This is a genomic window from Methylobacterium sp. P1-11 (assembly GCF_008329595.1).
GTDB lineage: Bacteria > Pseudomonadota > Alphaproteobacteria > Rhizobiales > Beijerinckiaceae > Methylobacterium.
Map to the genome: position 1 here is coordinate 32,754 of NZ_NPKS01000038.1, position 21,623 is coordinate 54,376.

21 protein-coding genes are annotated in these 21,623 nt (G+C 69.9%); 9 read left to right on the forward strand and 12 right to left on the reverse strand.

Going from position 1 to position 21,623, the window contains the following annotated elements:
• Positions 1-17 precede the first annotated feature (17 nt).
• A complete protein-coding gene (locus tag CIW48_RS27905; protein WP_149313675.1) occupies positions 18-1,346 on the forward strand; it encodes an SCP2 sterol-binding domain-containing protein in 1,329 nt (442 codons plus the stop codon).
• A gap of 483 nt (positions 1,347-1,829) precedes the next feature.
• On the opposite strand, the gene CIW48_RS27910 is transcribed toward CIW48_RS27905, so the two are convergent.
• From CIW48_RS27910 to CIW48_RS27965, 12 genes are all read right to left on the reverse strand, one after another.
• Positions 1,830-2,522: a GntR family transcriptional regulator gene (locus tag CIW48_RS27910; protein WP_149313676.1), complete on the reverse strand. Its 693-nt coding sequence runs from the start codon at positions 2,520-2,522 to the stop codon at positions 1,830-1,832.
• 85 nt (positions 2,523-2,607) lie between these two features.
• The gene (locus tag CIW48_RS27915) at positions 2,608-3,372 is read right to left on the reverse strand and encodes a carboxymuconolactone decarboxylase family protein (RefSeq protein ID WP_149313677.1); all 765 of its coding nucleotides are present in this window, start codon (positions 3,370-3,372) and stop codon (positions 2,608-2,610) included.
• Complete coding sequence (locus CIW48_RS27920; protein WP_149313678.1) at positions 3,369-3,758, reverse strand: cupin domain-containing protein; 390 nt, start codon at positions 3,756-3,758, stop codon at positions 3,369-3,371. The genes CIW48_RS27915 and CIW48_RS27920 overlap by 4 nt, the downstream gene beginning before the upstream one ends.
• A gap of 9 nt (positions 3,759-3,767) precedes the next feature.
• Positions 3,768-4,673: an NAD(P)-dependent oxidoreductase gene (locus CIW48_RS27925; protein WP_149313679.1), complete on the reverse strand. Its 906-nt coding sequence runs from the start codon at positions 4,671-4,673 to the stop codon at positions 3,768-3,770.
• A 26-nt stretch (positions 4,674-4,699) separates the two neighbouring features.
• Complete coding sequence (locus CIW48_RS27930) at positions 4,700-6,076, reverse strand: MFS transporter (RefSeq protein ID WP_149313680.1); 1,377 nt, start codon at positions 6,074-6,076, stop codon at positions 4,700-4,702.
• 89 nt (positions 6,077-6,165) lie between these two features.
• Positions 6,166-6,567 (reverse strand): carboxymuconolactone decarboxylase family protein, encoded by a 402-nt coding sequence (locus CIW48_RS27935; protein ID WP_149313681.1) that lies wholly within the window; start codon positions 6,565-6,567, stop codon positions 6,166-6,168.
• 58 nt (positions 6,568-6,625) lie between these two features.
• Positions 6,626-8,062, reverse strand: coding sequence for an aldehyde dehydrogenase family protein (locus CIW48_RS27940; protein ID WP_149313682.1), 1,437 nt, complete (start codon positions 8,060-8,062; stop codon positions 6,626-6,628).
• A gap of 4 nt (positions 8,063-8,066) precedes the next feature.
• On the reverse strand, positions 8,067-8,939 hold the full coding sequence (locus CIW48_RS27945) for an NAD(P)-dependent oxidoreductase (RefSeq protein WP_149313683.1): 873 nt from the start codon (positions 8,937-8,939) through the stop codon (positions 8,067-8,069).
• A gap of 55 nt (positions 8,940-8,994) precedes the next feature.
• Positions 8,995-9,321, reverse strand: a complete 327-nt coding sequence (locus CIW48_RS27950; RefSeq protein WP_149313684.1) for an NIPSNAP family protein — start codon at positions 9,319-9,321, stop codon at positions 8,995-8,997.
• A 12-nt stretch (positions 9,322-9,333) separates the two neighbouring features.
• Positions 9,334-10,143, reverse strand: a complete 810-nt coding sequence (locus CIW48_RS27955; RefSeq protein ID WP_149313685.1) for an N-acyl homoserine lactonase family protein — start codon at positions 10,141-10,143, stop codon at positions 9,334-9,336.
• A 172-nt stretch (positions 10,144-10,315) separates the two neighbouring features.
• Positions 10,316-11,554, reverse strand: a complete 1,239-nt coding sequence (locus CIW48_RS27960) for an MFS transporter (RefSeq protein ID WP_149313686.1) — start codon at positions 11,552-11,554, stop codon at positions 10,316-10,318.
• Positions 11,555-11,700: 146 nt separating this feature from the next.
• Positions 11,701-12,537 carry a helix-turn-helix domain-containing protein gene (locus CIW48_RS27965; RefSeq protein ID WP_246695446.1) on the reverse strand — a complete coding sequence of 279 codons (837 nt, stop codon included), beginning with the start codon at positions 12,535-12,537 and terminating at the stop codon, positions 11,701-11,703.
• 322 nt (positions 12,538-12,859) lie between these two features.
• Here CIW48_RS27965 and CIW48_RS27970 point away from each other — a divergent pair, with 322 nt between their 5' ends.
• From CIW48_RS27970 to CIW48_RS28005, 8 genes are all read left to right on the forward strand, one after another.
• Positions 12,860-13,870 (forward strand): ABC transporter substrate-binding protein, encoded by a 1,011-nt coding sequence (locus CIW48_RS27970; protein ID WP_246695447.1) that lies wholly within the window; start codon positions 12,860-12,862, stop codon positions 13,868-13,870.
• A 46-nt stretch (positions 13,871-13,916) separates the two neighbouring features.
• Positions 13,917-15,068, forward strand: coding sequence for an acyl-CoA dehydrogenase family protein (locus tag CIW48_RS27975; protein ID WP_149313688.1), 1,152 nt, complete (start codon positions 13,917-13,919; stop codon positions 15,066-15,068).
• Positions 15,065-16,195, forward strand: coding sequence for an acyl-CoA dehydrogenase family protein (locus tag CIW48_RS27980; protein WP_149313689.1), 1,131 nt, complete (start codon positions 15,065-15,067; stop codon positions 16,193-16,195). Before CIW48_RS27975 ends, CIW48_RS27980 begins: the two co-directional genes overlap by 4 nt.
• A 16-nt stretch (positions 16,196-16,211) precedes the next feature.
• Positions 16,212-17,453 carry a CoA transferase gene (locus CIW48_RS27985; protein ID WP_246695448.1) on the forward strand — a complete coding sequence of 414 codons (1,242 nt, stop codon included), beginning with the start codon at positions 16,212-16,214 and terminating at the stop codon, positions 17,451-17,453.
• On the forward strand, positions 17,450-18,247 hold the full coding sequence (locus CIW48_RS27990; protein ID WP_149313691.1) for an enoyl-CoA hydratase-related protein: 798 nt from the start codon (positions 17,450-17,452) through the stop codon (positions 18,245-18,247). Before CIW48_RS27985 ends, CIW48_RS27990 begins: the two co-directional genes overlap by 4 nt.
• A 170-nt stretch (positions 18,248-18,417) precedes the next feature.
• Positions 18,418-19,419, forward strand: coding sequence for a TRAP transporter substrate-binding protein (locus CIW48_RS27995; RefSeq protein ID WP_149313692.1), 1,002 nt, complete (start codon positions 18,418-18,420; stop codon positions 19,417-19,419).
• A 28-nt stretch (positions 19,420-19,447) separates the two neighbouring features.
• Entirely contained in the window at positions 19,448-20,035 is a 588-nt protein-coding gene (locus CIW48_RS28000; protein WP_149313693.1) for a TRAP transporter small permease, read from the forward strand.
• A complete protein-coding gene (locus CIW48_RS28005) occupies positions 20,032-21,315 on the forward strand; it encodes a TRAP transporter large permease subunit (protein ID WP_149313694.1) in 1,284 nt (427 codons plus the stop codon). The genes CIW48_RS28000 and CIW48_RS28005 overlap by 4 nt, the downstream gene beginning before the upstream one ends.
• Positions 21,316-21,623 lie beyond the last annotated feature (308 nt).

Consider the following 21,623-nt stretch of genomic DNA (forward strand, 5'->3'; position numbering starts at 1 on the left):
GGCTTCAGGAGATCGGCATGTCTCGACTCGAAGAGCACCCCACCGTCGTTCGGGTTCGTCGAAACGAACCGCCTCCTGTACCGGTCCCGTTGGATCGGGAGTGGCTACGAACACTCTGCCTTGAGGCGGGCGCCGACGACGTCGGCTTTGTCTCCATCGACCGTCCGGAACTCGCTGGTGAGAAGCCTCACATCCTTGAAGCTTTCCCCAAGGCGCGGACGCTGATCAGCCTTGTGACACGGCTACACCGCGAGGCCGTCCGCTCGCCAGCGCGATCAATCGGGAACCTGGAATTTCACCGCAACGCCCATGCAATCAACGAGGTCGCTCACCGGGTGGCGGCCGCATTGGAGAACAAGGGCGTCCCGGCCCTACATCCGGCAGCCGGCTTCCCGATGGAGATGGACCGTTTCCCGGGCCGGATCTGGGTCGTCTCGCATAAGCCCGTTGCGGTCGCGGCGGGACTTGGGCAGGTGGGGATCCACCGCAGCGTCATTCACCCGGTCTTCGGTAGCTTCATCAACCTGGCGACCGTTCTCGTGGCAGCGGAGGTCACGACCGAGACCAAACCGATCGACTACAATCCGTGCCTCTCGTGCAAGCTGTGCGTCGCCGCCTGCCCGGTCGGCGCCATCGAACCGGACGGCTACTTCAACTTCTCGGCCTGCCTGACCCACAACTACCGAGAATTCATGGGGGGCTTCACCGACTGGGTCGAGGGCATCGCCGATGCCAAGAGCGGCCTGGCCGTCCGCGATAAATTCGCCGGGTCGGAGCAGGCCTCCTTATGGCAGAGCCTGTCCTTCGGGGCGAACTACAAGGCCGCCTACTGCATCGCCGCCTGCCCGGCGGGGGAAGACGTCATCGGGGCCTACCTCGATGACCGAGTCGGCTTCGCCCGCGACGTCGTCAAGCCTTTGCAAGCCAAGGTGGAGCCCGTCTACGTTGTGCCGGGCTCGGATGCCGAGGAGCACGTCCGGAAGCGTTACCCTTCCAAGACAGTGAGGCGGGTGGGAAACGGCGTCAGACCGCAGGACATCGCGAGCTTGCTCGTCGGGATGCGCTTGACCTTCCAACGCAACAAGGCCCGCGAATTGGATGCAGTCTACCACTTCCGCTTCACGGGAGCGGAGAAGCGCGACGTGACCATCACCTTGCGCCGCCGTGACCTCACCATAGAGGATGGCCTCAAAGGCACCGCCAACCTCGTCGTTCAGGCAGACAGCGAAGCGTGGCTGCAGTTCGTACGCAAGGAACGCGGACTTCCCGGCCTGCTGCTCTCGCGCAAGCTGCGCGTCAAAGGCTCACCGAAGCTCCTCGGCGCCTTTGGCAAGTGCTTCCCATGACCCCAGGTGATATTTAATACACTTTCGACCATGCTCGCCCTTCGACGGAACAAGCGGCGACAGCCATCTTAACTGGCCGCTTCATGTCCGCTTACGGGATTGAACGGGTGGCCGATATACGACCGGGAAGGGCGCTAAGCCGAACGTCCGGTTCAGCCGCGATGGTGATCCGGCCGGCCTAACGTAGCCTGCACGAGAGCGGGCTGGCCGCTTTATGGGTGACGCGCTGAGAAATCGGGCGGGCTCGCCCAGGTCCCTTAGCGCGCACGTGAAGATATTGCGCCGAATCAGGCTCGAGCTTCCACCGGATGCGATCTCCCAATGGCCGCGACTAGCTTCGCCATCAAGAACGATCCGGCAAGACCGGTCGCAGGCGCTGGAAATTTCCGCCTCGGGACACTGGGGTACTGCGCCGACAGCGGCATCACCCTGCCTCCGCATATGCAGGATAGCATAACGCTCGCGAGGCAGAAGAAATCAGGCTCAGCTCACAGCATCGAGCGTCTGCTGGTGGGTACGCGCCGAGAGCTGCTTCAGGGCGACTGCACACGCATTGATGACATGGAGGCGCGCCACGTGCTCGGCTTTCGCCGCGTCGCGGGCCTGAAAAGCCTCGACGAGGGCATCGATCTCGGCGAGGCTGTGTGGCAGCCGCTCGGGATGCATCAGGGATGTCGCACGCAGCAGGTTGATCCGGGAGTAGAATCCGCGAAGAATCTCGCAGACGAGATCGTTTCGGCAATTGCTGAGCATGATATCGTATAGAATACCCTTCGCGCGCAGGACGTGGTCCGTGTTGCCGCTGCCGGCTGCCTCGCGCAGATGCTGGGCCGCCGCCCCGAATTCTGCAATGGCAGCGTCCGAAGCCTGGGTGGCGAATTCTTGGGCTGCGTAGCCTTCTAGGACAGCCCGCAGCGCGTAGAGCTGACGCGCCTCCTCGACCGAGATCGAGGCTACGACCGGGCCGCGATGCGGGACCGTGTGGACGAGCTTCTCGGCCTCGAGCCGGCGCAGGGCCTCGCGCACGGAGGCGCGGCTGACGCCGAGGCCCTCGCACAATTCGCGCTCGATCAGCCGCTCGCCGGGGGCGTAGACGCCCGAGGTGATGGCCTCGCGGACCGCGTCCTCGACCTTTCGACGGAGCGTGTCCGGCTGGATGGCCCTGATCTTGTTCATCGCTCGGTGTTCGGGGATCACTGACGAGCCGAACGGGTGACATGGCGCGCCGTCGGGTGGCAAGGCATGCCCCGGAGCGCGTCCGTCAGCCCCGACGTCGCGCCGCCAGTTCGTCGCGCAGGATGGGCGCGGCCAGCTCCGCGCCGTGCATGCCGATCAGGCTGACGATCTCGAGAACCTCCATGAGCTCCTCCTTGGTCGCGCCGTAGCCGAGCGCGTTCTTCATGTGCATCTTCAGGCCCGGCACGTAGAGATGGGTCGCCGCGGCGTCGAAGGCACAGTAGACGAACTCCTTCATCTTCGGGGTCAGGACGCCGTGGCGCCAGGGCCAGGCCGAGAAGTCGAGATAGCCCTCGAACAGGTCGGGATCGAGTTCGAGGAGACCGTCCCAGAACGCGTGCCAGTAGCCCCGGTCGCGGGTGAAGTCGGACTTCAGTTGCTCCTGCCGCGGCGTCAGCGGTTCCGGCCCGCTCCGCTGCCCGGCCTCCTCCAGCACCTCCAGCAGCAGCGGCACGCCGATGTTGCAGGCGTGGATGCCGAGCGTCGCCGTGAGCGCGAGCACCTCCGTGATCTCGTCAACCGTCGCGCCCGCGTCGAGGGCGTTGCGGATCTGGCGGCGGGTCCCGGGCGCGTAGAGGTGGGTCGCGGCCGTCGCGGCCGAGAGAGCGATCAGGGCGCGGTCCTTGGCGCCGAGATGGTTCTTGCGCACCGGAACCGTCGCCAGCCGCGCCCAGGCGTCGAGGAAGCCCGGAGACAGCTCGGCCAGAGCCGCCTGCTCGGCGTCCCAGTAGCCGAGCTGCTGCTGCACGGTGTGCTGAAGGGTCTCCGGGTTCGGCGCGGTCCCGGTCATGCCGTGGCTCCGGCGTAGTCGGCCTCGACCACCTCGTCCTGCCAGTCGGTCTTGCCGAGCGAGATCGCCGTGTGGAGCAGGTAGCTGTCGGCGGCCGCGCCGTGCCAGTGCCGCTCGTCCGCGGGGATCCAGACGGTGTCGCCCGCCCGGATCGGCTGCGCCTGCTGGCCCGCGACGCAGATCCAGCCCTTGCCGGCGGTCACCTGCAGGATCTGGCCCTGCGCGTGCGCGTGCCAGAAGGTCCGCGCGCCGGGCGTGAAGAAGACGTTGTTGATCATCACGCCGCCCGTCGACGGCATGACCGGGTCGGCCCAGACCTGCCCGGTGAAGGTCGGCCCGCGGCTCTCGGATCTCGCGCTGTTCTCGCGACCGTGGAAGATCTGCATCGTATCCTCTCAGTTCTCGTGTCGGTTGCCGTGGAGCCGGACGCCGCCGGAGACGTCGCCGATGGCGTCGACGACGCGGTTGGAGATGACGTCGCCGTAGCCGAGCGCCGTGGCGAGGCCGAAGCTCGCCATCGGGCCCGCCGCGTTGAGCGAGGCGACGCCGAGCTCGTGCAGGAGATCGGTGTAGAGGACGACGTCCTTGGTCATCAGCTTGCCGGTCAGGCCGCCTTCCAGGTAGTCGCCGTCCACGATCTTCGGGAAACGGTTCAGCGTCGCGAAGTTGACGCCGCTCGACGCGTTCAGCACCTCCAGGAGCCGGTGCAGGTCGAGCCCGGCCTTCCGGCCCGCGACCATCACCTCCGCGGTGGCGGCGAGGCTGACCGCGTTCAGGAAGTTGTTGAGCAGCTTGGTCGTGTGGCCGGCGCCGGAGCCGCCCATCACGACGACCTTCCGGGCGATCGGCGCGAAGACCCAGCCCAGCCGGTCGATCACGGCCGGATCGCCCCCGACCATCAGGGTCAGCGTGCCTTTCTCGGCCGCGGCGGCGCCGCCGGAGATGCCCGCATCCACGTAGGCGACGCCGCGCGCGGCCAGAGCCGCGGCGATGCGGCGCGTCGAGCGGGCGGCCGCCGTGCTGAGGTCCACGACGATCTGCCCGTCCTGGCAATTCGCGAGGACGCCGCCCTCGCCCAGCACGACGCGCTCGACCACCTTGCTGTCGGGCAGCGACATCAGGATCACGTCGGCCGCCTCGACGACCGCGGCGATCGAGGCCGCTTCCGTCGCGCCCCAGCGCGAAGCGGCCTCCCGGTCGGTGTCGAAGCCGACGACGTCGATCCCTGCCCCGGTCAGGCGACGCGTCATGCGGCCGCCCATGTTGCCGAGCCCGATGAAGCCGATCCGGTTCCCGTTCATGCTGCGTCCTCCGCGCGGCGTCCGGCTCAGTGCCCGGTGCCGAAATCGACGTCCCTGGTCTCCGGCCCGATGAGCGCGCCCACGGTGCCGATCAGGCCGCCGACGATCAGCAGGGCCACGGGCGTCAGCGCGAGCGGCATCAGCGCGCTCAGCCAGTCCATGTAGAAGGCGTAGAAGGACGGGATCACCACCGAGAGGCTGAAGCCGATGCCGAAGCCGGTGGCGCGGACATCGGTGGCGAAGCGCTCGTTGATGTAGGTGACGATGACGCCCCAGGGCGAGGTCACGATCACCGCCAGGAGGCTGACCAGCAGCACGCGGGTGCCGAACGCCATCTCGGGCGTGACGGTCAGCGTGTAGAGGATGTACGCGCCGACGGTCGCGATCAGCGGGCCGACGATCACGAAGAAGCGCCGGCGGCCGATGACCTGCCCCAGCAATCCGGAGCCGATGTAGCTGAAGAACAGGATCGTGTAGCAGATCATCAGCGTCGCGGTCAGCGCGAAGCCGTTGAGGTGCAGGGTCCTCACCAGCAAGCCGGTCGGCATGTAGATCGTGATGATGTTCTGCGTCATCCAGAAGCCGGTCATCAGCAGCAGGACCTGCAGGAGGTCGCGCCCGGCCTTCCCGGAGAGCAGTCCCGCCATGGGCGAGGTCTCGGCCTGGACCGCCCCGCCGGCGGCCTCCTTCTTCCAGACTTCCGATTCCGAGACCTTGTGGACGTAGTAGAGGGCGAGCAGGCCGGCGAGCGCCGCGCCGACGATGAAGGGGATGCGCCAGCCCCAGACCGTGTAGGGCGACCCGGGCCCGTCCAGCGGGAACAGGTAGAACATCAGCATCGTGATCAGGTTGATGCTGACATAGGCGGCCGGGAAGCCCGCGATGATCAGGCCGCCGACGAAGCCGCGCTTGTCCTTCTTGGAATACTCGATGGCGAGCGGCATCGCGCCGGTGTAGCCGCCCCCGAGGAAGATCCCGTCGAGGAAGCGCAGCACCACCAGCAGGATGTACGAGGCGAGACCGAGCGTCTCGTAGCCCGGCAGCAGGCCGATCAGCAGCGTGATCACGCCGAAACCCGCCACCGAGTAGATCGAGGCGGCGCGGCGCCCGACCTTGTCGGCGATGAGCCCGAAGATCAGGGCGCCGATCGGGCGGCCGAGAAGGGTGGTGATGAACACCAGCGAGGCCAGCACCGTCTCCACCTGGGGCGACAGGTTCTTCGGCTGGAACATGAACATCACCGGCGCCAGCGCGACCACCGGCAGGTAGATGTCGAACATGTCGATGTATTCGGAGAAGAATGCGCCGCGTATGGCGCTCTTCCGCTTCTCCTCGATCGACTGGGACGCGGCCGGGCGCGCGCCCGCCGCGTCCGTTGCCAAGGCTGCCGACGTGACCGACATGGCGTCTCCCTCCCTGCTCGTCTGCCGCGCAATTTCTCGACTGCGTCGGTCCGGGGCGCGGGCTCGCGCCCGCGCGGTCGTTCGCGAAATCAGCGGTCGCCGGCCTGCTCCGCGTCCCACGCGGCGATCGCCGCGGAGGCGGTCCGGAAGGCGGCCAGAGCCGCCGGGGCGCCGCAATAGACGAGCGCCTGCATCAGCACGGCCCGGATCTCGTCCTTGGTCACGCCGTTGTTGAGCGCGCCTTTGACGTGGACACCGAGCTCGTGATGCTGGTTCATCGCGGTCAGCATCGCGATGTTGAGCATGCTGCGGGTCTTGAACGGCAGCGTCTCGTCGCCCCAGACCGCGCCCCAGCAATACTCGGTCACCAGCCGCTGCACCGGGCGGTTGAACGCGTCGGCATTGGCCCAGGACTTCTCGACATGGGCGGCGCCGAGGACGGTCTTGCGGTTCTCGAAACCCTGGCCGAACAGCTCGCTCTCGTCGGACATCTGGTTCTCCTGGTCGAGGCCGACGCGGGCGGGCGCCGGCCGCATCGCGCGGGACGGATCAGTCGAGGCCGAAGCCGATCATCGCCTTGGTCTCGAGGTATTCCTGGAGGCCGGCCTCGCCCCATTCCCGGCCGTTGCCGGACTGGCGGTAGCCGCCGAAGGGCGCGTGGAAGTCCGGGGGCGGGTAGTTGATGTGGACCTGCCCGCCGACCAGCCGCCGCGCCACGGCGCGCGCCCGGTCGCGGTCCCGCCCCTGCACGTAGGCGGCGAGCCCGTAGCGCGAGCCGTTGGCGATCGCGACCGCGTCGTCCTCGCTGTCGTAGGCGAGGATCGACAGGACCGGGCCGAAGATCTCCTCGCGCGCGATGGTCATGTCGGGAGTCACGTCGGCGAAGATTGTCGGGCGGACGTAGAAGCCGCGGTCGAGGTGGTCCGGCCGCTCCGGGCCGCCGGCGACGAGCCGCGCGCCCTCCGCGATGCCGGTGCGGATCAGCCCGACGACCCGCTCGTACTGGGTGAGATTGACCACCGGGCCGAGATCCGTCTCGGGATCGGCGGTCGGGCCGAGCCGGAAACCCGCCGCGGCCTCGGCCGCGATGGCGGCCGCCTCGTCCATCCGGGCCCGGGGCACGAGCATCCGCGTCGGGATGGAGCAGGACTGGCCGGAATTAATGCAGCAGGCCGCGACGCCGCGCCGGACCGCCTCATCGAAGTCGACGTCCTCGAGCAGGATGTTGGCGGACTTGCCGCCGAGTTCCTGCGCGACGCGCTTGATGGTCGGGGCCGCCGCCCGGGCGATCTCGATCCCGGCGCGGGTCGACCCGGTGAACGAGACCATGTCGATATCCGGATGCGCGGCGATCGCGGCGCCGACGCCGGGGCCGTCCCCGTTCACGAGGTTGAACACGCCCGGCGGCACGCCCGCGTCGTGGAGGACCTGCGCGAACAGCATCGCGCTGACGGCCGAGTACTCGCTGGGCTTCAGCACCATCGTGCAGCCGGCCGCGAGCGCCGGGGCGATCTTCACGACGATCTGGTTGATCGGCCAGTTCCAGGGGGTGATCAGGCCGCAGACGCCGATGGGCTCGCGCCGGATCCGGGTGGTGCCGCGGTCCTCCTCGAAGGCGAAGCGCTCCATCACCTCGATGAGCGCGTTGAGGTGCGCCGGCCCGCGCGCAGCCTGCCCCTTGCGGGCGAAGCCGATGGGCGAGCCCATCTCCTGCCGGATCGTCTCCGCGAAGGTCTCGAACCGCTCCTCGAAGAGCGCCAGGATCCGGCGCAGGAGCGCGACGCGATCGGCGGGCGCCGTCTCCGAGAAGGCCGGGAAGGCGGCGCGGGCCGCGCGGACGGCCCGGTCGACGTCCTCGGCGCTGCCGAGCGCGAGGGTGCCGAACGCCGTCTCGGTGGCGGGATCGATCAGCGGGAACGGCCGGGCCGCGACCGGCTCGACCCAGGCGCCGTCGATGTAGAAGCGGCTCAGGTCCGGGAGCGCCATGGTCTCAGGCTCCCTCGGCCAGCAGGCGGTACATCTCGGTGTGGTCGGCCGCGGGCCCGACCTCGGCGGCGATGGCGTGCCAGGTCTCGATGCAGTGCCGGCCGAACCCGAGCGGGTAGTCGACCGAGTCCGCCAGAGCACCGGCGATGCCGAGATCCTTGTCCATCAGCTTCAGCGAGAAGCCCGAGGCGAAGCTGCCGCTGAGCATGAACTGCTTGACCTTGTTCTCGGAGGTGTTGCTGCGCCCGGAGGAGGCGTTGAGCACGTCGGTCATGGCCTCCGGCGCGATGCCGAAGCGCTGCGCCACGTGGAGCGCTTCGACGGTGGCGAGCAGGCCCGCGGCGGAGACGAAGTTGTTCAGCGCCTTGGCGGCGTGGCCCGATCCCGCCGGGCCGATATGCAGGACGGATGAGCCCATCGCCTCCAGAACCGGCCGCCAGCGGGCGAGGAGATCCGCCGCGCCGCCGACGAGAATCGCGAGCGTGCCGTCCACGGCCCGCCGCACGCCGCCCGAGACCGGCGCGTCGAGATAGCCGAGCCCCTTCCCGGCGAGCGTCTCGCCGAGCGAGCGGGACCGCACCGGCTCCGAGGAGCTCATGTCGATCACGGTGGCGCCGGCCGGGAGCGCGTCGGCCCAGCCCTCGTCGAGCAGGACCGCCTCGACGATCGCCGAGTTCGGCAGCATCGTGATCAGCAGGTCGAGTTCGGACGCGTTCTCCCGCGTGAGCGTCGGCGCGCCGAGGTCCCGGGTGAGCGCGTCCGTCCGGCCAGCGTCCGCGTCGAGCAGGCGGAGCGCGTGCCCCGCCCTGGCGAGGCACCGGCTCATGGGGTCGCCCATCATGCCGAGGCCGATGACGCCGATGGTTCTCTGTTCCATGCCGTGAATGTCCCTCTGGTCGACGACCGGAGCGGCCCGCCGCCGCGCGTCCCCGTCAGCGCAGGGCGGAGAAGTCCGTGGGGGTGAGGAAGGTGTTCTCGATCCGGGCGACGATCGGCCGGTCCTTCTCGGTCTCGGCGCGGGCGGCGATCCAGTCCGGATCGGCCTGGAAGGCGTTCCAGCGGGCCTCGCGCTGGGCCATGTCGTCCCACTTGAGCAGGTAGGTGAGCGCGTGGTTGTCGGGACCGACGAGCGTGGTCCAGAAGCCGACCTGCTCGATGCCGTATTTCTGGAAGAAGCCGAGCGTCGTGGAGCGGAACCGCTCCAGCAGCGCCGGCAGACGTGTCGGGGCGCAGTAGTAGACGCGCATCTCGACGATCATGGGATCCTCCGGTCAGGTTGTCGGTGAAGCGGTCGGGGGCAGGTCGACGCGCGCGATCCAGCCGGCGACGTCGTCGGCCGCCGGCGGGTAGATCGCGAGAACCTGCGGATCGTGGCCCGGGACGATGTGATCCTCGGACTCGGCCAGACGCCGGATTGTCCGGTAGCCCTCGAACATGTCGCCGAGGTTGTAGACGATCGGGTAGGCGAGCCGGCGTCCGATATTCGCGAAGAAGTGCGCGGCGTCGGAGGCCAGCACGACCCAGCCGCGCGCGGTGCGGACCCGGACGATCTGCAGGCCGTCCGAATGCCCGCCGACCCGGTGGAGGGTGATGCCCGGACAGAGCGTGTCGGTCGTCTCGCGGAAGCGGACGCGGTCCTCGAACAGGCGGTCGACCATCGCCTTCACGTCCTCTGCGGCGAAGGGGTGGCGGATCTCCGGGTGACACATGCACCGGCCGGTGCAGAAGGCCATCTCGCGCTTCTGGACGTGGAAGCGGGCGTTCGGGAACAGGTCGTGGTTGCCGGCGTGGTCGTAGTGCAGGTGGGTCAGGACGACGTCCTCGACCCGCAGCGGGTCCACCCCGATCCGCGCCAAGCCCTCCTCGACCGGCCGCACGATGTGACGGCCCCGCTTCGTCGCCATTGCCCGGTCGAAGCCCGTGTCGACGACGATCGTCCTGCCACCGCCGACGACGACCCAGACGAAGTAATCGATCGGCATCGGACCGTCGTGGATGTCCCCGCCGATGAAGTTTTCGCGGGCCATGCGGTGATGATGCGCGTACTTGATCGCGTAGATCTTGTAGATCTCTGCGTCCATGCGGGCGTTTCCTTCAGGCGGCCGATTGATTCGGCTCTTCCTCGCGGATGCATCTCATCCGCGAGCCGAATGGAGCATATCGTCCGACAATCTGTCAATCTGGCAAAAGCGGGTCCGACGACGCCGGTCATCGACCCCGCTCGGCGGACCCCGTGATAGGCTCCCGCTCCGATCAGGCCTGCGCGCTCGGGCGTCGCATCGCGAAGCCGAACACCCAGAGGGACAGGCCGAGATTGATTGCCGCCACGGCCAGCATCACCTCCAGCAGCGGCATCAGGCCGAACCATTCGGCGATGTAGCCGCACGCCAGGGGGGTGATCGCCTGGCCGAGGAGCGGGAGGCGGGCGAGCCGGCCCATCGCCGCCGCGTAGTCGCGCTGTCCGTAGAGCGCCAGCGGCAGCGTCCCCCGCACGACGGTGCGCATGCCGTTGCCGGCGCCGTAGAGCAGCATCGCGAGCCAGGCCAGGGACGGCAGCACCGCCAGAAGCAGCAGGCCCAACCCGACGCTGGCGCTCGACAGGAGCAGGGACCAGGCCGGGTGGGCGCGGCGCCCGAAGGCGAGTTCGACGACGCGCACGCCGACCTGGGCGGGACCGATCAGGCCGGTCAGGGCCACCGCCGCGGTCGCGCCGACGCCCAGCGTCTGCAGCAGGTTGAGCAGCTGCACCGAGGCGGCGGTCATGATCATCGCCGCCATGGTGAAGGTCACGGCGAGCAGGCGCTCCGCAGGCAGGCGCGCCGCCTCGGTCGAGCCGGCCGGCTCGTGGGGCCGGGGCGCAGCAGTGGGCGCGACCGCGGCCCGGCTCCGCGCCGGCAGGGCCCAGGCGAAGAGCGGGACCACGAGGGCGACGGACAGGATGGCGTAGGTGAGGCAGGCCCCGCGCCAGCCGACATGATCGACCAGGAACCGCGTGGCCGGCCAGCAGAGCGAGACCGCGAAGCCCGACGAGATCGCGATCTGCGTCATCGCCCCGCGCGCGGCGGCGCCGTAGGCTTGGCCGATCGCCGCGAAGAGCGGGTCGTAGAGCGCGGCCGACATGCCGAGGCCGGCGATCACCCACGCGAGCAGGAAGACCGGCAGAGACTGTGCGACCGCCATCAGCACGAGGCCGGCCGCGATGATCGTGGCGCCGGCGACCAGGACCGGCCGCCCACCGTGACGCCGGATCATGCGGCCGACGACGGGTGCCGGCAGGCCCGACACGAAGATCGCGAGCGAGAGCGCGCCCACCACCATCGCCTGCGGCCAGCCGGTCTCGGCGACGATCGGGTCCGAGACGACCGCGGTGAGGAAGAAGGTGCCACCCCACAGGACGATCTGCGTCACGCCGAGGGCGGCGTTCCCGGCGAGGGTCGGACGCGGCGGCGCCTCGGGCGGCTCAAAACTGCGCGCGGATGGGGCGCCGGGCACGATGATGACGTCTCCACTGGATCGCGTTCGAGGCTGCAGGGCCTCGAGCTTCACTAGCGCGCCGCCGGGCGCTCCAGCCCCGCAATCCTCGATCTGCAGCCGTGCGCGGGCTTCGGAGGTGACGGCGGGCTCGGCGGCGACCGGCCTCAGAGCCGCGCGGGATCCTCGGGCAGGAACCGCGCGACCGCGTCGTGGATCGTCGCGGCGATCTCCGCTTCCCGATGCTCGAGCGCGTCGAGCAGGCCCGATACCGCGACCGCGAGCGGGCGGCCCTTGCTGTCGATGCGCTTGGGCAGCGGGACCGCGATCGAGCCGGCGCCCGGCGTGACGAGGCCGCGGGAGAAGAAGTGCCCGTTCCGCCGCAGCCGCGCCAGATTGGCCAGGACGGCCGCGAGCGCGATCGGCGGCTGCTCGGCCGGTGCCTCGGCGTTCGTCCGGCGGACCAGCGGACCGATCTCGGCCTCTTGGCTGTCCGCGAGGAGCGCGGTGCCGGTCGCCGACCAGACGACGAGGCGGCGCGTCCCGGGCGGCACGTGGAAGCGCATGGCGGTGCGCGCCTGCAGGACGTGGACGTATTGCGAGAAGATCGCGTTGCGCGCGGCCAGGATCACCGTGCCGCCCGTGCGCTCGGAGAGGTGCTCGAGCATGCGCACGAGGCTGCCGTCGCGCACCGGCCCCTTGTCGAGCCACGCGCCGAGGAGCGCGACCCGGGGCGACGGCAGGAAGCTGCGGCGCGCCGGGTCGTAATCGAGGTAGCCGAGACGGACGAGGCTCTTCAGGAGCACCGAGGTCGAGGATTGCGGAAAGTTCAGCCGCTCGGCGATCTCGGAGACCCGGGCCTCGCGCTGGATCTCGTCGAACAGCTCCAGGATCTGGAGCACCCGTCCGGCGGACTTCACCAGGGTCAGATCCGCGCCGGCGGGATCGGCCCCCACCGTCAGGTCGGTGCACGCGGCGCCCCGCTCACCGATGCCCTCACCCATGCGGGAACCCGCGGACCGGCTCTCGCGGAGGCCGCACGGTTCGTACCGGCCCTGATCGCCCCTGCGCGAATCCGGTGTTCTCGCGGCGCATCGCCGGCGCGTCTCCCCTGCAGCAGCGCGAGCCCGCGCGCCATCGGCCGGCAGTATAGCGCCTGCACCGACGACACGCCCCATCACACATGTGATATTCTTCAGCAGATGGGCGATGGCGGTTGAAGCCGGGTGCGCGCTCTGCCCTACTCGCCCGCGGTGTCGGGCTCGTCTGACCGACCGGCACCGGGAGACCGCGCGGCAAGCGCGGCCCTGTTCGGGAGGAATGCCGATGTCGATCCGCCACGCGGCCGTCGCCGCGCGCCTCCTCGCCGCCGCCCTGATGCTCCCGGCCTTCGGCGGGGCGGCGCGGGCCGAGGCGGCCTCCGTCCGCATCGGCCTGCAATACGGCCTCGTCTACCTGCCGGTGATGATCGCGCAGAGCGAGGGGCTGTTCGACAAGCGCGCCAAGGAAGCCGGGCTCGACGGGCTGACCGTGACGCTGACCCGGTTCAGCGGCTCGACCGCGATGAACGACGCGCTGCTCTCCGACAGCGTCGAGCTCGGCACCCTCGGCTCGGCCGGCGCCCTGATCGCGTGGGACAAGACCCGCGGGAGCCAGCAGATCAAGAGCCTCACCGCCCTGAGCTCGGTCGTCTACACGCTGTTCACCGGCAAGCCCGGCGTCGCCGCGCTGAAGGATTTCACCTTCGGCGACAAGATCGCGGTCCCGGCCTTCAACTCGCCCCAGGCGATCCTGCTGCGGGTCGCGGCGGCCCAGCAGCTCGGCGGATCGGCCAAGGCCGACGCGCTGATGGTGAGCCTGCCCCATCCGGACGCCACCGCGGCGATGCGCGCCGGACAGGGCATCGCCGGCTACTTTGCGACGCCGCCGTTCACGCAGGTGCTGCAGGCCGATCCCAAGATCCGGACGGTCATGACCTCGACCGGCCTGATCGGCAGCGGCGACATCACCGCCGCCACCCTGAACGCCAAGCAGGGCTTCGTCGACGCGAATCCGAAGGTCGCGCAGGCGATCCGCGCCGGGATGGAGGACGCGGTCGCGCTGATTCGCAGCGACCCCAAGCGCGCGGCGTCGATCTACCTCGCCTCCGAGCAGGTGCAGATCGACCGCGCGCAGGGCGAGACGATCCTGACCGACGGGTCCATCGTCTACGACGTGGCGCCGAAGGGCATGGTCAACCTCGCCAAGGCGATGGCGACGCAGGGCTTCCTGCGGAAGGTGCCGGGCGACTGGCAGGAGATCTTCTTCCCCGGCCTCGAGGGCCGCGACGGCAGCTGAGCGGCGCGGATCCCGCGCCGCCCGTCCCGCCGCTCACGGAGCCCCGATGCACAGTTTCCGCTTCAGCGCCGAGCCGCTCCCGCCCGAGGCCGAGGCCGCGCGCGCCTCCGTCCGAGCCTTCCTCGACGCGGAACGGGCGGACGGCCATTTCGTGCCGCACCGGACCTCGTGGACGACCTTCGACGCCGCCTTCAGCCGGCGCGCCGGCGCGGCGGGCTTCATCGGCCTGACCCTGCCGGAGGCCTATGGCGGCCACGCCCGATCCGGCCTCGTCCGCTTCGTCGTCACCGAGGAGATGCTGGCGGCCGGTGCGCCCTGCGGCGCGCACTGGATCGCTGACCGCCAGTCGGGTCCGCAGATCCTGCGGCACGGCACCGAGGCGGCTAAGCGGGCGATCCTGCCGCGCATCTGCAGCGGGGAATGCGCCTTCGGCATCGGCATGAGCGAGCCGAATTCCGGCTCGGACCTGGCCGCCGTGCGAACCCGGGCAGTGCGCGACGGCGACGGCTGGGTCATCAACGGCTCCAAGATCTGGACGACGAACGCCCATCAGGTCGACTACCTGCTCGCCCTGGTCCGGACCGGCGAGCCCGGGCCGGACCGGCACGGCGGGCTGACCCAGTTCATCGTCGACATGGCGGCCCCGGGGGTGACGGTGCGGCCGATCCTCGACCTGTCGGGCCATCACGAGTTCAACGAGGTGTTCTTCACCGATCACCGCGTGCACGACGCGATGCGGGTCGGCGCGGAGGGCGCGGGCTGGGGTCTCGTCACGGAGGAGCTCGCCTTCGAGCGCTCGGGGCCCGACCGGTTCCTGTCGGATTACCGGCTGCTCGTCGAACTCGTCGACCGGATCGGGCCGGAACCGGACCGGTTCCAGGCGGTCGAGACCGGGCGGCTGGTGGCGCAGCTCACGGCGCTGCTGGGCATGTCGGCCTCGGTGGCCTGCCTGCTCGACCGGGGCATCGTGCCAAGCGTCGAGGCGGCTCTGGTCAAGGACGTCGGTAACGGCTTCGAGCGCGCGGTGCCGGAGATCGCCCGGCGGCTGGTGCCGGTCGAGCCGAGCCTCGCGGCCCAGGGCGACGCCTTCCGCGAGGCTTTGGGCGGCGTCACGCTGAGGGCGCCGTCCTTCACGCTGCGCGGCGGCACCCGCGAGGTCCTGCGCGGGGTCATCGCCCGGGGGCTGGGGCTGCGATGAGCCGGACCGAGCACGCCGCGGAGGAGACCGGCGACGAGGTCGCCGGGATCGTCCTGGATCAGGTCGAGCGCCTGCTCGCCCAGCACCTCACGCCGGCGCTGCGCACGGCTTGCGACGGCGCCGCGGGGGCGGCCGCCTGGCCCGCGGATCTCTGGACGGCGCTCGCCGAGAGCGGCCTGCCGCTGGCGCTGGTTCCCGAGGCGGACGGCGGGTTCGGCCTCGCGGCCGGCACCGCCGCCCGGCTGATCCGGCGCTGCGGCCGGGCCGCCCTGCCCCTGCCGCTGCCCGAGACCGTCGCGGGCGCGGCGCTCTGGGCCGCGGCCGGCGGGGGCGCGAGCGCCGACGCCCTGTCGCTGGTCCCGCGCGGCGGCCCCGTGCGGATCGCGCCGCAGGCGAAGGGCTTCGTCCTGGACGGACGGGTCGCGCAGGTGCCCTGGGGCGGTTCGGTCGCCGCTTTCCTCCTCGACGCCGTCGACGCGGCCGGCGTCCCGCAGCTCGTGCGGATCGCCGCGCCCGGCACGATCCGCGACACGCACCACAATCTCGCGGGCGAGCCGCGCGACACGCTCGACCTCACGGGCTGCACCGTCCCCGCCGACGATATCCGGGCCGCGCCGGGCTGGGCGACCGAGGCGGGCGTGCCGTCCGTCGAATCCGTCGGCGCCTGGGTTCGGGCGCAGCAGATGGTGGGCGCCCTGGAGACCTGCCTCGGGTCCGCCCTCGATCACGCCCAGGAGCGGCAGCAATTCGGCCGGCCGCTCGCCAAGTTCCAGGCGATCCAGCACATGCTGGCCGAGGCCGCGGGCCACGTCGCGGCCGCGACCGCGGCCGCCGATCTCGCGGCGGCCTGCTGGGGCGACCCGCGCTTCGTCCTCGCGACCGCGATCGCCAAGGCGCGCTGCGGCGAGGCGGCGGGGCACGTCGCGGCGATCGGCCACCAGATCCACGGGGCCATGGGCTTCACCCAGGAGCACCCGCTCCACCGCGCGACGCGGCGGCTCTGGTCCTGGCGCGACGAGTTCGGATCCGACGCCCTCTGGCAGGAGCGGATCGGGCGCGCCGTCTGCGCGGGCGGCGGCGCGGCCCTCTGGCCGATGCTGGTCCGGCTCCGGGGCGGCGCCGGCTGAGATGGGAGATCAGTGCGTGCCGGACCACTCCGCCGAGACGAAGAAGGCCGGGCCGCTCGCGGGCGTGCGGGTGGTCGACCTGACGAGCGTGATCATGGGGCCCTCGGCGACGCATATCCTCGCCGATCTCGGCGCCGACGTGATCAAGATCGAGACGCCGGAGGGCGATTCCTTCCGGCATTACCGGCCGGCCCGGGGCGCCGGGATGGGCGGCAACTTCCTGCACCTCAACCGCAACAAGCGCAGCGTCCGCCTCGATCTGAAGCGGGCTGCGGCGCGCGCGGCACTGGACCGGCTGATCGCCACGGCCGACGTGTTCGTCCACTCGATGCGGCCCGACGCGATCCTGCGCCTGGGCTACGGCTACGATCGCGTGCGCGCGCTCAGGCCCGACATCGTCTTCTGCGGCGCCTACGGGTTCGGGGCCGACGGCCCCTACGCCCACAAGGCGGCCTACGACGACCTGATCCAGGCGGGCTCGGGCCTGGCGGCCCTCCAGACAGCCGCCACCGGCCAGCCCGGCTACCTGCCCACCGTGCTGTGCGACAAGATCGCCGGACAGGCCATCGCCTGCGCGATCCTCGCGGCCCTCTACGAGCGCCGGGCCGGCGGCGGCGGGCAGGCGGTCGAGGTTCCGATGTTCGAGACCATGGTGGAGTTCAACTTCGTCGAGCACATGGTCGGCTACGCCTTCGAGCCGCCGCTGGGGCCGCCGGGCTTCAACCGGGTGCTGAGCCCGCGGCGCAAGCCCTACCGGACCCGGGACGGCCACGCCTGCATCCTGCCCTATTCCGACCGGAACTGGCGCGACTTCTTCATCCATACCGGCCGGCTCGAATTCGTGGACGACCCGCGCTTCGCGCCGCTCGCCGTGCGGGTGGAGAACATCGAGATCCTCTACGCGCTGGTGGAGGAGGAGGCGCCGCGCAGGACAACCGCCGAGTGGGTGGCGTTCTGCGATTCGGTGAGCATCCCGTGCATGCCGGTCCTCGGCCTGGAGGACCTGCCGGAGGACGCGCACCTGAAGGCGGTGGGCTTCTTCGGCAGCGCCGAGCACCCGAGCGAGGGGCGCTACCGTACCATGCGCCGGCCGGTCTCGTTCAGCGGCAGCCGCTTCGCGATCCGCCGCCACGCCCCCCGGCACGGCGAGCACACCGCCGAGGTCCTGGCCGAGGCCGGGCTCGACCCGGCGGAGATCGCCGCCCTGATCGACGCGCCGGACAAGCCCGACACCGCGCCCCTGGAGGCCGCCCGATGACTACCGAGACCCGAGACGCCGGCGAGGACCTGCTGTTCTCCGTCGCGGAGGGGGTGGCGACCATCACGCTGAACCGGCCCGAGCGGAAGAACGCCTTCACCTTCCCGATGATCGAGGCCTGGACGGCGGCCCTGCAGCGCTGCCGCACCGACGCGGCGATCCGCGTCGTGGTGGTGACCGGGGCGGGCTCGGCCTTCTGCAGCGGCGGCGACATCGTCGAGATGGGCGAGCGCCTCGACCAGCCGCCGGCGCGGCGCAAGGACGAGCTCCACGCGCGAATCCAGCGCATCCCGCTGACGCTGGAGGATCTCGACAAGCCGGTGATCGCCGCCCTGAACGGCGTGGCGACCGGCGCGGGCCTCGACCTCGCCCTGATGTGCGACCTGCGCTACGCCGCGCAGAGCGCCCGCTTCGCCGAGACCTACGTGCGGGTCGGCCTCGTCCCGGGTGCGGGCGGCGCCCATTTCCTGCCCCGTCTCGTCGGGACCGCGAAGGCGCTGGAACTGTTCTTCACCGGCGATTTCGTCGACGCCGACGAGGCCCTGCGGATCGGCCTCGTGAACGGCGTCCACGCCGACGCGGATCTGATGCCGGCCGTCGCGGCTCTGGCGCGCAGGATCGCCAAGGCGCCGCCGCTGACGCTGAGCCTGATCAAGCGCGCGGTCTACCAGGGGATGCGCAACGATTTGCGCACCAACCTCGACCTGATCTCCTCGCATTATGCCGTCGTCACCGCCACGCCCGAGCACCGGGAGGCCGTGCGGGCCTTCATCGGCGGGCGCGACAAGGCGTAATCCCGCTGGATCCGGCTCTCGCGTCGTCCCGGACGAGGGAGAGAACCGCCGCCGCGCGCGACATCTACCCCCGGGCGTCGCACTTTCGCGCTTGTCGCCACCGCGCCCAACTGCAAGTCTATCCAAAATTCAATCTGCGCAACGACGCGGAATCAGTCTGGGAGGACACGATGACGGCTCGGATTCTCGGTGCGCTCGCCTGTGCGCTCGCCTTCATCGCGCCGGCCGCGGCGCAGACGCCGATCGTCATCAAGTTCAGCCACGTCGTCACCACCGACACGCCCAAGGGTCAGGGCGCCGAGCGGTTCAAGCAGCTCGCCGAGGAGCGCACCAAGGGCGCGGTCAAGGTCGAGATCTACCCGAACAGCACGCTCTACAAGGACAAGGAAGAGGTCGAGATGCTCCAGCTCGGCGCCGTGCAGATGCTGGCGCCGTCCACGAGCAAGTTCGGCCCCCTCGGCGTGAAGGAGTTCGAGGCCTTCGACCTGCCCTACATCTTCCCCAACGAGCAGGTGCTGCGGCGCGTCCAGGACGGACCGATCGGCCAGGACCTGTTCAGGAAGCTCGGATCCAAGGGGATCAAGGGCCTCGGCTACTGGGACAACGGCTTCAAGATCCTCACCGCCAACAAGCCCATGCACGCCCCCGAGGACGTGAAGGGCCTGAAGTTCCGGATCCAGTCCTCGAAGGTGCTGGAGGCGCAGTTCAAGCAGCTCGGCGCGCTGCCGCAGGTCCTGGCCTTCTCCGAACTCTATCAGGCCCTGCAGACCGGCGTGGTCGACGGCCAGGAGAACCCGCCGTCGAACGTGACGACCCAGAAGCTCAACGAGGTGCAGAAGCACGCCACCCTGACCTACCACGGCTACATCGGCTACGCGGTCATCGTGAACAAGGGCTTCTGGGACGGCCTGCCGGCCGACGTCCGCACGACGCTCGAGGGCGCCATCAAGGACGCGACCGCCTACGAGCACGAGATCGCCGACAAGCAGAACGAGAAGGCGCTCGCCGACATCCGCGCCACCGGCAAGACCGAGGTCTACACGCCGAGCGAGGCCGAGAACGCCGCGTGGCGCAAGGCGCTGGCGCCGGTGCAGCGCGAGATGGCCTCCCGCGTCGGCAAGGATCTGGTCGCGGCGCTCAACAAGGAAGCCGAGGCGGCGCCGAACAACTGATCCCGCCGCAGCAGCGCCCGGACCGACCATGTTGCTGAAACTGCTCGATCGGCTCGAAGAGGTGCTGATCGGAACGCTGATGGCGGCCGCGACAGTCATCACCTTCGCCACGGTGGTGCACCGGTTCCTCTCCGGCATTCCGGCATTGCAGGACTACACTGACCGGATCGACTTCGGCTGGTCGCAGGAACTGTGCATCTACATGTTTATCTGGGTCGCGAAGTTCGGCGCGGCCTACGGCGTGCGCACCGGCATCCACGTCGGCGTCGACGTGCTGGTCAACCGCCTGCCGCCGGGCGCGAGCCGGATCATGGTCCTGGTCAGCCTCGCGGCAGGCGCCCTGTTCACCGGGATCGTCGGCACCCTCGGCACGAACTTCGTCTGGCGCATCGGCCACACGGATCAGACGACGCCCGACATGGAGATCCCGGTCTGGATCGTCTACCTCGCGATCCCCCTCGGCTCCTACCTGATGTGCTTCCGCTTCCTGCAGGTCGCGTGGGGCTACTGGACGACCGGGCACCTGCCCGGCCGCGACCACGCCCATGTCGACGGCGTCCCGACCGTTGAGGGCATCGACCCAATCCAGCTCGGCCGCGAGGGAGGCCCCGCATGAGCGGCCTGATCATCTTCGGGCTGCTCATCGCCCTGATGCTCACCGGGATGCCGATCTCGATCGCGCTCGGCCTGACGGTGCTGACCTTCCTGTTCACGCTGACGCAGGTGCCGATCGAGAGCGTCGCGCTCAAGCTGTTCACCGGGATCGAGAACTTCTCGATCATGGCGATCCCGTTCTTCATCCTCGCCGGCAACTTCCTGGCCCAGGGCGGCGTGGCGCGGCGGATGATCGCCTTCACGACCTCCCTCGTCGGGCACTGGCCGGGCGGCCTCGGGCTCGCGGGCGTCGTCGCCTGCGCGCTGTTCGCCGCCGTTTCGGGGTCGAGCGTGGCCACCGTGGTGGCGATCGGCTCGATCATCCTGCCCGCCATGGTGGCGGAGGGCTACCCGAAGCGCTTCGGGGCCGGGGTGATCACCACATCGGGGGCGCTCGGCATCCTCGTGCCGCCCTCGATCATCCTCGTGCTCTACGGGGTATCGACGAATTCCTCGATCGGCAACCTGTTCCTCGCCGGCGTGATGCCCGGCATCGTCCTGTCGGCGATGCTGGCGAGCGTCACCTTCGTCATCGCCAAGCGCCGCGGCTACCCGCGCATGCCGAAGGCCTCCTGGGGCGAGCGCCTGCGCGCCTTCCGCGAGAGCGCCTGGGGCCTGTTCCTCGTGGTGATGGTGATCGGCGGCATCTACGCCGGCATCTTCACGCCGACCGAGGCGGCCGCAACCGCCGCCGTCTACGCCTTCGTCATCGCGGTGTTCGTCTACCGCGACCTGAAGCTGTCCGACGTGCCCCGGGTGCTCCTCGCCTCGGCGAACATGAGCGCGATGCTGCTCTACATCATCACCAACGCCGTGCTGTTCTCGTTCCTGATGACGTCGGAGAACATCCCGCAGGCGATGGCGGCGTGGCTGATCGCCATGAACTTCAGCCCGCTGATCTTCCTCCTCGTCGTCAACATCATCCTGCTGATCGCCGGCAACGTGATGGAGCCGTCCTCGATCCTGCTGATCATGGCGCCGATCCTGTTCCCAATCGCCGTCAAGCTAGGGATCGACCCGATCCATTTCGGGATCATCATGGCGGTCAACATGGAGGTCGGCCTGTGCCACCCGCCGGTCGGGCTCAACCTCTACGTCGCCAGCGGCATCGCCCATATGGGCATCTCCGAGCTGACGGTTGCGGTGCTGCCCTGGCTCCTGACGATGCTGGCCTTCCTGGTCCTGGTGACCTACTGGCCCGCCCTGTCCCTGTGGCTTCCGCGGGCGCTCGGGGCGATGTGACGCGACGACCGAGCTGTTTCGCCATCGGCAACGCACAGTCTGTGTGCCAGCCTGCAATGACGCGACTTTGCCTCCCTACGGTCGCTCGGAGGACGCGACCTCCCTTCGATATGCGTCTGGAAAGCAGGCGGCGAGATCCGCTGAAGTCAAGCTTAATGCATTCCAGTTGGCCAAAAACCCAGGACAGCGTCGGAGCTCTTCGCGTCACCAAACGAACGACTTGGATCGCGTCAGTGATTGCTGCTGGGCTCGGCCAGTCAGCGGCCCCGGAGTGAAATTGAGCGTTGGATTCCGGGCTCCGTCCCGAT

Bases quoted from the DNA above. Each gene is read 5' to 3' on its own strand.
- CIW48_RS27905 (WP_149313675.1), top strand. From the start codon at position 18: ATGTCTCGACTCGAAGAGCACCCCACCGTCGTTCGGGTTCGTCGAAAC.
- CIW48_RS27910 (WP_149313676.1), bottom strand. From the start codon at position 2,522: ATGAACAAGATCAGGGCCATCCAGCCGGACACGCTCCGTCGAAAGGTC.
- CIW48_RS27915 (WP_149313677.1), bottom strand. From the start codon at position 3,372: ATGACCGGGACCGCGCCGAACCCGGAGACCCTTCAGCACACCGTGCAG.
- CIW48_RS27920 (WP_149313678.1), bottom strand. From the start codon at position 3,758: ATGCAGATCTTCCACGGTCGCGAGAACAGCGCGAGATCCGAGAGCCGC.
- CIW48_RS27925 (WP_149313679.1), bottom strand. From the start codon at position 4,673: ATGAACGGGAACCGGATCGGCTTCATCGGGCTCGGCAACATGGGCGGC.
- CIW48_RS27930 (WP_149313680.1), bottom strand. From the start codon at position 6,076: ATGTCGGTCACGTCGGCAGCCTTGGCAACGGACGCGGCGGGCGCGCGC.
- CIW48_RS27935 (WP_149313681.1), bottom strand. From the start codon at position 6,567: ATGTCCGACGAGAGCGAGCTGTTCGGCCAGGGTTTCGAGAACCGCAAG.
- CIW48_RS27940 (WP_149313682.1), bottom strand. From the start codon at position 8,062: ATGGCGCTCCCGGACCTGAGCCGCTTCTACATCGACGGCGCCTGGGTC.
- CIW48_RS27945 (WP_149313683.1), bottom strand. From the start codon at position 8,939: ATGGAACAGAGAACCATCGGCGTCATCGGCCTCGGCATGATGGGCGAC.
- CIW48_RS27950 (WP_149313684.1), bottom strand. From the start codon at position 9,321: ATGATCGTCGAGATGCGCGTCTACTACTGCGCCCCGACACGTCTGCCG.
- CIW48_RS27955 (WP_149313685.1), bottom strand. From the start codon at position 10,143: ATGGACGCAGAGATCTACAAGATCTACGCGATCAAGTACGCGCATCAT.
- CIW48_RS27965 (WP_246695446.1), bottom strand. From the start codon at position 12,537: ATGGGTGAGGGCATCGGTGAGCGGGGCGCCGCGTGCACCGACCTGACG.
- CIW48_RS27970 (WP_246695447.1), top strand. From the start codon at position 12,860: ATGTCGATCCGCCACGCGGCCGTCGCCGCGCGCCTCCTCGCCGCCGCC.
- CIW48_RS27975 (WP_149313688.1), top strand. From the start codon at position 13,917: ATGCACAGTTTCCGCTTCAGCGCCGAGCCGCTCCCGCCCGAGGCCGAG.
- CIW48_RS27980 (WP_149313689.1), top strand. From the start codon at position 15,065: ATGAGCCGGACCGAGCACGCCGCGGAGGAGACCGGCGACGAGGTCGCC.
- CIW48_RS27990 (WP_149313691.1), top strand. From the start codon at position 17,450: ATGACTACCGAGACCCGAGACGCCGGCGAGGACCTGCTGTTCTCCGTC.
- CIW48_RS27995 (WP_149313692.1), top strand. From the start codon at position 18,418: ATGACGGCTCGGATTCTCGGTGCGCTCGCCTGTGCGCTCGCCTTCATC.
- CIW48_RS28000 (WP_149313693.1), top strand. From the start codon at position 19,448: ATGTTGCTGAAACTGCTCGATCGGCTCGAAGAGGTGCTGATCGGAACG.
- CIW48_RS28005 (WP_149313694.1), top strand. From the start codon at position 20,032: ATGAGCGGCCTGATCATCTTCGGGCTGCTCATCGCCCTGATGCTCACC.